At 61.0% G+C, this 11,167-nt stretch carries 7 protein-coding genes; 5 read left to right on the top strand and 2 right to left on the bottom strand.

The features are described from left to right. Positions 1-9: 9 nt before the first annotated feature. Entirely contained in the window at positions 10-1,155 is a 1,146-nt protein-coding gene (locus LDN70_RS13915; RefSeq protein WP_223940559.1) for a macrolide 2'-phosphotransferase, read from the bottom strand. A 193-nt stretch (positions 1,156-1,348) separates the two neighbouring features. Here LDN70_RS13915 and nudC point away from each other — a divergent pair, with 193 nt between their 5' ends. From nudC to LDN70_RS13900, 3 genes are read left to right on the top strand one after another with little or no spacing between them, the layout of a single operon-like run. After that, positions 1,349-2,338 (top strand): NAD(+) diphosphatase, encoded by a 990-nt coding sequence (gene nudC, locus LDN70_RS13910; protein WP_142938519.1) that lies wholly within the window; start codon positions 1,349-1,351, stop codon positions 2,336-2,338. Further along, positions 2,335-4,467, top strand: coding sequence for an ATP-dependent DNA helicase UvrD2 (locus LDN70_RS13905; protein WP_166840092.1), 2,133 nt, complete (start codon positions 2,335-2,337; stop codon positions 4,465-4,467). The genes nudC and LDN70_RS13905 overlap by 4 nt, the downstream gene beginning before the upstream one ends. Continuing rightward, on the top strand, positions 4,467-5,093 hold the full coding sequence (locus LDN70_RS13900; protein ID WP_142938521.1) for a M48 metallopeptidase family protein: 627 nt from the start codon (positions 4,467-4,469) through the stop codon (positions 5,091-5,093). Before LDN70_RS13905 ends, LDN70_RS13900 begins: the two co-directional genes overlap by 1 nt. A gap of 99 nt (positions 5,094-5,192) precedes the next feature. Here the strand turns inward: LDN70_RS13900 and LDN70_RS13895 are convergent, their stop codons facing one another. After that, positions 5,193-6,650 (bottom strand): zinc-dependent metalloprotease, encoded by a 1,458-nt coding sequence (locus LDN70_RS13895; RefSeq protein WP_142938522.1) that lies wholly within the window; start codon positions 6,648-6,650, stop codon positions 5,193-5,195. A gap of 210 nt (positions 6,651-6,860) precedes the next feature. On the opposite strand from LDN70_RS13895, the gene LDN70_RS13890 reads away from it, so the two are divergent. Both LDN70_RS13890 and LDN70_RS13885 read left to right on the top strand, forming a co-directional pair. Continuing rightward, positions 6,861-7,997: a YlbL family protein gene (locus LDN70_RS13890; protein WP_142938523.1), complete on the top strand. Its 1,137-nt coding sequence runs from the start codon at positions 6,861-6,863 to the stop codon at positions 7,995-7,997. Positions 7,998-8,122: 125 nt separating this feature from the next. Then, a complete protein-coding gene (locus tag LDN70_RS13885) occupies positions 8,123-11,119 on the top strand; it encodes a UPF0182 family membrane protein (protein ID WP_142938524.1) in 2,997 nt (998 codons plus the stop codon). The last annotated feature ends 48 nt before the right edge of the window (positions 11,120-11,167 follow it).

Genomic DNA, 11,167 nt, shown 5'->3' with positions numbered 1-11,167 from the left:
GCCCGGAATTCAGGAACGTTCGGCCGCGCGAAGCGGCGTTACGCTGACCACGCTGATCGCGGCAGTCGAGGTCTCGTCATACTTTGGGGTAGTGCCGCTGTCTCCGTTCTGGGAGCTTTCCGACTCGCCTGCATCCGGAATCGCCGCGACACTGACAGCGGGAACGCCCGCCGGGGAATCTGAAGCCCTCAGCATGGCGGCTTCATTCTCAGCGGCTAGCGCAGCTTCTTCATCGCGGCGCATCTGCTCATCAATGTCGTCGGCGAGTGTCTGCAGCATGGATTCTGCCTCGGCCGTCATGCTCTGGTGCCCAGCCGCCATGGCCTTGACTAAATACTGGGCGAGGGCAAACTCGGCCAGCAGCGCCGCCCGGCGGAGAAGGTGGGCGTCAGGGACGTCCCGTCGGGCCTGGGTGTAGTCGTTCAGGACCGCCTCAACAAATGATGCTTCGTTGGACGCCACCAGCCAGGCGAAATCATCCGCGGGATCACCGATCCGCAGGTCTGTCCACCCCGTCAGCGCTGTCACGGTGTCGTCCTGCACCATGAGGTTGTCCTCGTGAAGGTCCCCATGGACTACTGAGGGATTGAATCGCCAAAGGGCGACGTCTTCAAGGGCATGCTCCCACCGACGCAACAGTGTGGCCGGTATCTTGCCGGTGGTTGCTGCCTGGTCCAGCTCATTGAGTTTTCGTTGCCGGAACTCATTTGCCGAGTAGCTGGGAAGATCCGCGTTGATGACCAAAGTCAATGGAAGGTCGTGAATAGCCGCCAGAGCTGTGCCCACTTCCCGTGCCAGGGCGGGGCTGCCGGCTGAAAGTTCTTCGATCGAGAGCATTGAGCCTTGCAAGTGCGTGTAAACGAACGTCGTCAGGGCACCTTGCCGGACTGTGCCGGCAATGGTGGGCACGTGAAAGGGAAGTTCGGCACGGATTGCCGGCGCGAAGGCGCGCAGCACCATGAACTCGGTTTCAAGCCGCGTGCTTGCCTCCGGATGGCGCGGTGAACGAACCCGCCAGCGTTTACCCTCCGCATCGAGCAGCAACGCTGAGTCGAAGTCAGCGTCATCGTCGGGGGAGTATGCTGCGGCCGTCGGCGCCAGGCCGGGCACCGCCGCGGTTGCTATGGCGGCCAGTTCGAGCGGTGTTCTTCTCACGTTCTCCACGGTAGATTGAGTGCGGCCTGTGGCCATGATGTGGTGCGGCGAGTCTTCAGATCCGCAGGAAATGCGCAGGAAATACGAAGCAAATCCCGGTATTGACACCCCATCGGGCAACATCACAGACAGGTGTCCACAGCGGGGGGCCTTCCAAATGTTTTTTGTCGGTGTGAGTCAGTACGGTAGATACATGAGTTATACGGAGTCGCCGGCGCTTGCCAACCACCTGATGGAGACTGTCCTTCCCATCCGCCCCGCCATGGTGGATCGCGGCTCGGGCATCCGTATGAAACCGGGAATGGTTGAGGAGCTTGTTGCCTCCGGCTCGGCGAAGGCCATGGTCATTTCGCAGCGCAAAGCTTTGGTGTCTGGTGACGGTCTCTGGTTCGGGGACGCCGCGCCGCTCTATAACGCTCTCACCGCCTCGGGCGGCGGTGCTGTTTCTGCCATCTACCTGGGCACCACCTTGACGTCGTCCTCATTGCCCGAAGGCACGTCGGTTGTGCTGTTCACTGTTGCGGAACCGCCAGCGCCGGGAACCGTTACGGTCCCGCTGGGTACGGAATGGGCAGGCTTCCGGGATGTCGCGGCGCGTCTGGACGCGAACGACACCGCTCTGTTCATTGAGGCCAGTGCAATCTCCAACTGGCATGCAACCCACACGCATTGCCCGCAGTGCGGGACGCCCACGGAAATCGAGGCAGGCGGCTGGGTTCGGCGGTGTCCCAAGGACAACTCAGAGCACTATCCGCGGACTGATCCGGCCATCATTGTCACGGTGGTGGGCCCCGATGGCCGGCTCCTTCTCGGTGGAGGCGGGCCCCTTGACGCCAGGAATTACTCAACGCTCGCTGGATTCGTTGAGCCCGGCGAGTCGCTTGAGCAAGCCGTCGTGAGAGAGATAGGGGAAGAAGTCGGCGTCCGTGTGACCGCCTGCCAGTACCTCGGTTCTCAGTCCTGGCCTTTCCCTGCCTCCCTTATGTTGGGGTTCACGGCCACGACGGACGACACCGTGGCGCGGCCCGATGGCGTCGAGGTCACCCGTGCCCGGTGGTTCAGCCGCGAGGAATTGCAGGAGGCCGTGCTGAGCGGTGAAATCACCATCTCAACGCGCTTGTCCATAGCACGTTCACTGATTGAGCATTGGTATGGCGGCGTCATCGAAGACCTCCAGCCGTGACTGAAGGAATCTTTGACGGCGGTGTCTCACTTGAGGATCGCATCCTCGGCGGCTTGGACGACGAGCAGCGCGAAGTAGCCAGTACGCTGACGGGACCCATGTGCGTCCTGGCAGGAGCAGGCACGGGTAAAACTCGCGCCATTACCCATCGAATTGCCTACGGGGTTCACTCCGGTGTGTACAGTCCGCAGAGGCTTTTGGCCGTCACATTTACTGCCAGGGCCGCGGCCGAGATGCGCAGCAGGCTCCGCGATCTCGGCGTTGCAAACGTGCAAGCCCGCACCTTCCACGCCGCCGCGCTGAGGCAGTTGCAGTTCTTTTGGCCGCAGGCAATCGGTGGCACTTTGCCCAGCCTGCTGGACCACAAAGCCAACATGATTGCCGAAGCTTCCCGCAGGCTGCGCCTGAGCACTGATCGGGCATCCATCAGGGATCTGGCGGCCGAGATCGAGTGGGCCAAAGTGTCCATGCTTACCCCGGCCAACTATCTGGAGAATGCCCAAGGACGTGGAACTCCGGGAGGCTTCGATCTCACCGCGGTCTCCAGGGTTTTCCAAGCTTATGAGGACATCAAAACCGATCGAAACGTCATCGACTTCGAAGACGTCCTGCTCATCACCGTGGGGATCCTTCAGGAGGACCCCAAAGTGGCGGCAACAGTCCGGGAACAATACCGCCACTTCGTAGTGGACGAGTACCAGGACGTTTCGCCGCTGCAACAGCGGCTCCTGGATTTGTGGCTCGGTGGTCGGAACGAGTTGTGTGTGGTGGGCGATGCCAGCCAGACCATCTATTCCTTTACCGGAGCTTCCCCCAAGCACCTTCTGGGTTTCAAATCGCAGTTCCCCGAGGCAACGGTCGTGAAGCTCATTCGCGATTATCGCTCGACCCCGCAAGTGGTGAAGTTGGCCAACGATCTCCTGGGATCCCGCCGTAGCGGCGGACCCGTTGCCGATGCCGCGTGGGCCTCGCCCCTCAAGCTCGTCGCCCAACGGCCGTCCGGTCCGGAGCCACGCTTCATGGAGTGCCCGGATGACGAGGCAGAGGCCGCGGTAGTCGCAGGCAGAATCCAGGAACTGCTCAGCACCGGGGTCAAGGCCAGCGAGATTGCCATTCTGTTCCGCACCAACGGCCAGTCCGAAGCGTACGAGCAAGCACTTGCCTCGGCTGGTATCGGCTACCAGCTCCGGGGAGGGGAACGGTTCTTTGCGCGGAAGGAAGTCCGTGATGCGATCCTCCAGTTGCGGGCGGCAACCCGTGCCGTGGCAGAAGGGCCCCAGGAAGCACTAGGCCAAATCGTTCGTGACATCGTCGCGTCACTCGGGTATACAGAGGCCGCTCCACACAACGGGGGAGCACTGCGCGAAAGGTGGGAATCCCTGGCAGCTTTGGTCGCATTGGCTGATGAGCTAGCTGTTAGCCGCGGAGAGTCCTTCACCTTGGGTGAGTTCGTGAACGAACTCCAGGAGCGATCGGTCGCGCAACACGCCCCGACCGTTCAAGGTGTAACTCTGGCTTCCCTTCACGCCGCCAAGGGCCTGGAATGGGATGCAGTGTTCCTGGTGGGCCTCAGCGAAGGCCTCATGCCTATTTCCTTTGCCGACGCCCCCGAGGATGTGGACGAAGAGCGAAGGTTGCTCTATGTCGGCATAACCCGGGCGCGAGAGCACCTGAATCTCTCATGGTCCACGGCCCGAACACCGGGCGGTCGGGCCAACCGCAAGCCGTCCCGTTTCCTCGACGGACTTCGCCCCAATTCCGTGGCTTCCGCAAACGCGCGCAGCAAAACAGGTCCCACCCGACGGAAAGCTGCCGCACCGGCGTCATGCAAGGTATGCGGAAGCATGCTGGCAAGTGGAGCCGAACGCAAGGTGGGTCGATGTAACCAGTGCCCGCCCACATATGAGGAACAAACGTTCGATGCGCTGAGGCAGTGGCGCAGGGACGAAGCCCAGACGGCCGACGTTCCGGCATATGTTGTTTTCACGGACGCCACACTCACGGCCATCGCGGAGGCCAAGCCTTCATCGTTGGAGGAACTGGCTGGCCTGGCTGGAATTGGCCCATCCAAGCTTGAACGCTACGGCGAAGCTGTTCTGGCCGTACTTGCTGAGAGTTCGGAACTCTGATGACGCGTCCACCCGCCCCCGGTGCCGGTGTTTCGCGCACCACGGACGACGGCGCTCCGGTGGTCGTGCGTCGATCAGCCAGACGCCGTCGAACTGTTGCTGCCTTTTGGGAAGACGGCAACGCCGTGATCGCAATCCCAGCCAGCTTCACCAAGTCCCAGGAACATGAGTGGGTCCAGCGTATGCTGGCCAAGCTAAAGAAGCAGGGAGAACGGCAAACAGGTGCTGGCAGGCGCCGTCCCGCCACGGATCAAGCCCTCGCCAATCATGCGGGGCACCTTTCTCGGACGTACCTCGGCGGGCGTGCGGTTCCTACGTCGGTTCGCTGGGTCTCCAATCAGAACTCCCGTTGGGGTTCGGCTACTCCTGCGGACGGCACTATCAGGTTGTCGAACAAGCTCCAGCGAATGCCGCAATGGGTCATCGACTACGTCCTGGTCCATGAGCTCGCGCACTTGCTGGTGGCGGGCCACAACGCCGAGTTTTGGAGACTAGTCGAGGCATACCCTGAGACTCATCGGGCAAAGGCCTTCCTGGAAGGCGTTGCCTTTGCTACATCCCGGGGACTCCCGGAAGAGCCAGGCTCTGGAAACTCCGACGAACCAGCTGGGGACGTGACTGACTAAGCGCCGTGTGACTGAATTTACCCGATGACGGTGCCTTAACCGAGCAACGGCCGCCATGGATATGGCGGCCGTTGCACTTTTTGTTTCCAAGAGTGGAGCCTACTTGGTGGGTGCCTCGGGGTCGGAGTCATCCGATTCCGGCTCTTGGCCGGACCCGGTCTCCGTGGCAGTGCCCTTTGAGTCTGAAGCTTCAGCTTGATCGGCGTCGGAGGTTTCGTAGCCGCCGCTCAAAAGCTTCTGCAGAGCGTCATCAACTTCGCTGTCACTTGCCTCGGCAAGGCGCCTACGTTCGGAGAACCCCTTCGGGTCGTCGAGGTCCTCGCCGGTGGGCAGGAGATCCGGGTGGTGCCAGATCGCGTCACGGCCGGCGATGCCTCGCTCTTCCTTCAAGGTCGCCCACAGCGTTGCCGCTTCACGGAGCCTGCGGGGCCGAAGTTCCAAACCGACGAGGGACGAGAACGCGTGCTCGGCCGGTCCGCCGGTGGCGCGGCGGCGCCGCACCGTTTCGCGCAGTGCAGTAGCGGACGGCAGTACCTTGTCAGTGGCTTCCGCTGTGAGCTCGTCCACCCAGCCTTCCACCAGGGCAAGCGCTGTTTCCAGCTTCTCCAGTGCGGCCGTTTGGACCGGCGTGCGTTCAGGTGTGAAGACTCCCTGGGACAGAGCTTCCTGAATTCCTTCGGGGTTGCTCGGGTCAAGGTCCCGGGCGAGGTCTTCGATGCGGGACATATCTATGTGAATACCGCGGGCGTAGGCCTCGATGGCTCCAAGCAAGTGACCTCGCAACCAAGGAACCTGGACGAACAAGCGTGCGTGGGCGGCCTCGCGTACGGCAAGGAAAAGTCGGACGTCGTTCTCCGGAAGGCTCAGTCCTTCCCCGAATTTTGCGACGTTGGCAGGCAACAGGGCCATTTCGAGGTCTGCCAAGGGGACCCCAATGTCAGTGGAACTGACAACTTCCGCTGAAAGTGCGCCGATTGCTTGTCCAAGTTGCATGCCGAAAATGGCTCCGCCCATGTTCTGCAGCATGGATGAGGCACCGCCCATCATGGACTTCATCTCTTCGGGCATTTGTTGAGTGAGTGCACTGGAAAGGGCGTTGGCGATGCTGTTGGCCACCGGCTCTGTCAGGCGCTTCCATGTGCCCAGGGTCGCTTCAACCCATTCGGCCCTTGACCAGGCCCGCCCGATCAGGCCGGTTGCCGAGAGATCAGTAACGGGGTCCAGCCAAAGCTCTGCAAGCCTGAGGGCTTCGTCAATCTCTCTGGCCTGTTGGGAATTGACCGAGGGATCGCTACCGGCGGCGGCCACGCGGCGTGCATTTTCGTGGGCGAGTTGCCAGTTCACGGGGCCATCGGAGGTGGAGCTCATCATTGCCTGGACCTGGGCGAACATCTGCTGTAGGAGGTGGGGATCGTTGGGCAAGCCAGCGGCCTTAGCCAGCTCAGCGGGATCGATGTTGCCCATGCCCTGGCCACCCATCAGGTTCTGGAGCATTTCTGCCAGCGGATCCTTGGGGGTTTCGTCGTCGTTGGACGGATTATTGGGGTTGGAAGTCATGGTGCCGCCGATCGTCGAACTGGCTGGTGATCTCTTTCACCGTACCGCGCGGCCGGAAGGCTGTCTGCCCGGAGGAGGTCCCGTTCGCTGTAGGCAAAGCAGCCCTGCAACGTCAGACCGCGTAGTGTTGATGTTTGGTATGTGCCGCCGCCGCCCTTGGCGGCAGGAACCATGGATCCGGTCACGCAATGCCGGCATAGAGAGGCCTCAATGCTTACTTCGCCCAGCCCCGAGGGCTCATTGGACCCGCGTCAGACGCCCGACGCCGATTCCACCTCCGTGCCTACGTCGCCTCCCCGGGATGGCCGGTACATGATCATGGTGATCTCCGGGCTTGTCGCGCTGGGGCTTGGCATCGGTGCGGCAGCGTTGCCTGTCCCGTATGTCATTGAGTCAGCCGGTCCCACTTTCAATACTCTGGGCAAGGACGGCGACAAACCTGTGATCAGTATTTCCGGTCGCGAGTCCTTTCCGGCGAATGGCAACCTTGACCTGACCACTGTTGTCATGACGGGTGGTCCGAAAACCCCGGCAACCATCTTCGATGTCTTCCGGGCCTGGGTGGATCCCTCCAAAGCCATATATCCGGAGGAACTCATCTATCCCAAGGGCACCACGGCCGAACAGACGGTGCAGCAAGGCGAAATTGCGATGGAAACATCGCAGGAGAACGCAGTGGCCGCAGCATTGCGTGAACTCGAAATCCCGTTTGAGCAACGGCTCAACGTCGCGGGACTGTCTGATCCTTCGCCGTCAGCTGGAAAGATCCAGGAAGGTGATCGGCTTGTTTCCATCAATGGCAAAGCGATCACGTCCATGAGCGTGGTCCAAGCAGAACTGGCCGCAGGTGCAGGATCGCCGGTCGTTGTAGGCCTGGACCGGAAGGGTATGGCAGTTTCGGAAACCATAACTCCTACCAGGAACCAGGCTGACCGTTACGTTCTGGGTGTGCTGCTCGCCAGCGACTTCACCTTCCCGTTCGATGTCAGCATTTCCCTGGACAACGTCGGCGGACCCAGCGCAGGTTTGATGTTTGCTCTGGGAATAGTGGACAACCTCACGCCGGGGGATCTCACGGGCGGCAAACACGTCGCTGGCACGGGAACCATCACAGCCGATGGTGCGGTGGGACCTATCGGTGGCATTGCCCAGAAGATGATCGGTGCCCGCCAAAAGGGTGCAACCATGTTCCTGGCGCCGGCGTCCAATTGCGCCGATGTGGTTGGCCACGTGCCGGACGGGCTTCAGGTAGTGAAAGTGGAAACCCTTGCGGACGCTACCTCCGCCGTGGAGCGCCTCGGAGCCGGCCAGGACACGGGGAGCCTCCCCACCTGCACAAACAACTAGACTGACGGTGGAACTTAGCTCCACTGCCACTCGTGGCATAGATGACGGCCTCTGCCACCTCCCAGCGGTAGAGATTGTCAGCACGCGCACACCGACTGTTCACTGACACCAATGAGGTACAGAGTTTGTCCCGTCCCGCCAGCTCCAACCCGCCCGGAAGATCACCGCTGAGACGAGGTGCCCTGACGCCGACGCTCATTGTCGTGGCCGTGGCCGTCGTCGGGTTCATTTTCTTCGCCAATGTGTGGACTGACGTCCTCTGGTACCAGCAGCTTGGCTTCTTCGAAGTTTATCTCCGCGAAAACCTCGCCAGGATCATCACATTCATCATTGGCTTCGCCATGATGTTTGCCGCTGTTTTCTTTGCCATCAGGATCGCCTACCGTTCCAGGCCCGTCTATGCTCCGGATGCTGAGGCCCGGGACAACCTCAACCGCTACCAGGCGCAGCTCGAGCCTGTTCGCCGGGTTGTCATGATCGGCCTCCCTATCCTGTTCGGGCTCTTTGCCGGCAGTGCGGCCGCTAGCCAATGGCAGAAGGCCCTGTTGTTCTTCAACCAGGAACCTTTCGGTCAGAACGACCCGTTGTTCAACATGGACATCAGCTTCTACCTGATGACGCTGCCGTTCCTCGGTTTTGTCACAGGATTCCTGATCAGCATCGCGGTTGTCGCCGGCATCGCAGGCATCCTGACCCATTACCTTTACGGCAGCATCCGCCTCATGGAACGCGGTATCTTCACCAGCCGTGCAGCGCAGATTCACATCGCCGTCACGGGCGCTCTCTTCCTTGTCCTGCTTGGTATCAACTTCTGGCTTGACAGGTACACGACTGTCCAGAGCAACTCAGGCCGCTGGGCCGGGGCCCTCTACACGGATGTTAATGCTGTTGTACCTACCAAGGCGATCCTTGCCGTGGCCGCGGGCCTCGTTGCCATCCTGTTCATCATTGCTGCAATCATTGGTCGCTGGCGCCTGCCAGTCATCGGTACTGCGATGTTGGTTATCACGGCCATACTGGCCGGTGGCGTTTACCCGTGGGTTATCCAGCAGTTCCAGGTACGTCCGTCGGAGAACACCTTGGAAAAGGAGTTCATTGATCGAAATATCAAGATGACGCGCGCTGCTTATGGTCTGGACAAGATCGATGTCTCCGCCTATAACGCCACTACCACCGCCACCACCGGTGCCTTGGCCGCGGATGCCCAAACCACTGCCAACATCCGTCTCCTTGACCCGAACCTGATTTCCTCCGCATTCGCTCAGCTGGAGCAGTATCGTCCGTACTACCAGTTCCCGCAGACCCTGAATGTCGACCGATACATGGTTGACGGTAAGGTCCAGGACACCGTTATTGCGGTTCGTGAACTGAACCCGGACGGCCTCAGCGCCAACCAGCAGACGTGGGTCAACAGGCACATCGTCTACACCCACGGCTACGGTGTGGTGGCAGCCAAGGGCAACAAGTTCACCGCCGATGGCAAGCCGGAGTTCCTGCAGTCGGGGATTCCGTCCACTGGCGTTCTCGGTAACGATACTTCTTACGAGCCCCGCATCTACTTCGGTGAGAACTCACCTGAATACTCCATTGTGGGAGCGCCGGATGGTGCCCCCAACCGCGAGCAGGACCGGCCGGCGGGCCGCGAAGGCGGCGGGGAGACCCAGTACACCTTCAGCGGTAACGGTGGACCGAACGTAGGCAACTGGCTGAACAGGATTCTCTACTCCATCAAGTTCCAATCTTCCGACCTCCTGCTCTCGGACGGCGTGAACGCGGAATCCCAGATCCTCTACGAACGCAATCCGCGCGAACGCGTTGAGAAGCTCGCCCCGTACCTGACCGTGGACGGCAACGCCTACCCGGCGGTGGTGGACGGCCGCGTCAAGTGGATTGTGGATGGTTACACCACCAGCCAGTACTTCCCGTACTCACAGCCCCAACAATTGCAGAACGCCACGGCCGATTCCCAAACCAGCGCAGGGCGCACAGTAGCCTTGCCGAACAGCTCGGTGAACTACATCCGGAACTCGGTCAAGGCCACCGTGGATGCGTACGACGGTTCGGTGAACCTCTATGCGTGGGATGATCAGGACCCCATCCTGAAGGCTTGGCAGAAGGTCTTTCCCACAGTCATTAAGCCGTACTCGGAAATGTCCGGCGACCTCATGAGCCACGTTCGCTACCCCGAAGATCTCTTCAAGGTTCAGCGTGAACTTCTGGGCCGCTACCACGTGACGGATCCGGACAGCTTCTATCAGAACAACGATGCTTGGAGCGTGCCGAACGATCCCACCGTTTCCGAGGCCGTCAAGCAGCCGCCGTTCTACATGTCCCTGCAGATGCCTGACCAGGAGAAGCCGGCCTTCCAGCTGACGTCATCGTTCATTCCGCAGACTGTCAACGGCAGTGCGAGGAACATCTTGTATGGATTCCTTGCAGCTGACTCTGATGCCGGAAACGAGAAGGGAGTCAAAGCCGATAGCTACGGAAAGCTAAGGCTCCTCGAGTTGCCAACCGACACCCAGGTGCCCGGTCCCGGCCAGGCCCAGAACAAGTTCAACTCCGATCCCACGGTGTCCCAGGCGTTGAACCTCCTGCGGCAGGGTGCATCGGATGTACTTAACGGCAACCTGTTGACCCTTCCCGTGGGTGGCGGTTTGCTCTACGTACAACCCGTCTACCTGAAGTCCACCGGCGAGACGTCCTACCCCACATTGCAGCGTGTGCTGGTTGCCTTCGGTGACAAGATCGGCTTCGCGCCCACCCTTGACGAAGCACTGAACCAATTGTTTGGCGGAGACTCCGGCGCTTCTGCCGGGGATGTCGCCAACAATGGCCAGACACCGACAGCGCCGCCCGGCACTACGACGCCGCCGGCTGGTCCCACCGATGCCAAGGCAGAACTCAAGGCGGCCCTGGACGAGGCCAACAAGGCCATCCAGGACGGCCAGGCAGCATTGGCTAAGGGAGACTTCGCCGGCTACGGTGCTCAGCAGACCAAATTGTCTGACGCGCTAAAGAAGGCGATTGACGCTCAGGCCCGTTTGGACGCCACTCCAGCTCCAACGGCGACGCCGGGGGCTACTCCCAGCGCGACGCCCGCACCTACGCCGAGCAGCTAGTCCTGTAGGCAGCTGAAAGGCCGGTGCCTGTTCCCTTCGGGGGCGGGT

Source organism: Arthrobacter sp. StoSoilB22, assembly GCF_019977315.1.
Lineage (GTDB): Bacteria > Actinomycetota > Actinomycetes > Actinomycetales > Micrococcaceae > Arthrobacter.
The sequence above is the reverse complement of the archived record's forward strand: the minus strand, read 5'-3'. Positions and strand labels throughout refer to the sequence as shown.

Excerpts from the sequence above, each read along its gene's own strand:
- nudC (WP_142938519.1), top strand. The coding sequence starts at position 1,349 with ATGAGTTATACGGAGTCGCCGGCGCTTGCCAACCACCTGATGGAGACT.
- LDN70_RS13900 (WP_142938521.1), top strand. The coding sequence starts at position 4,467 with ATGACGCGTCCACCCGCCCCCGGTGCCGGTGTTTCGCGCACCACGGAC.
- LDN70_RS13895 (WP_142938522.1), bottom strand. The coding sequence starts at position 6,650 with ATGACTTCCAACCCCAATAATCCGTCCAACGACGACGAAACCCCCAAG.
- LDN70_RS13890 (WP_142938523.1), top strand. The coding sequence starts at position 6,861 with ATGCTTACTTCGCCCAGCCCCGAGGGCTCATTGGACCCGCGTCAGACG.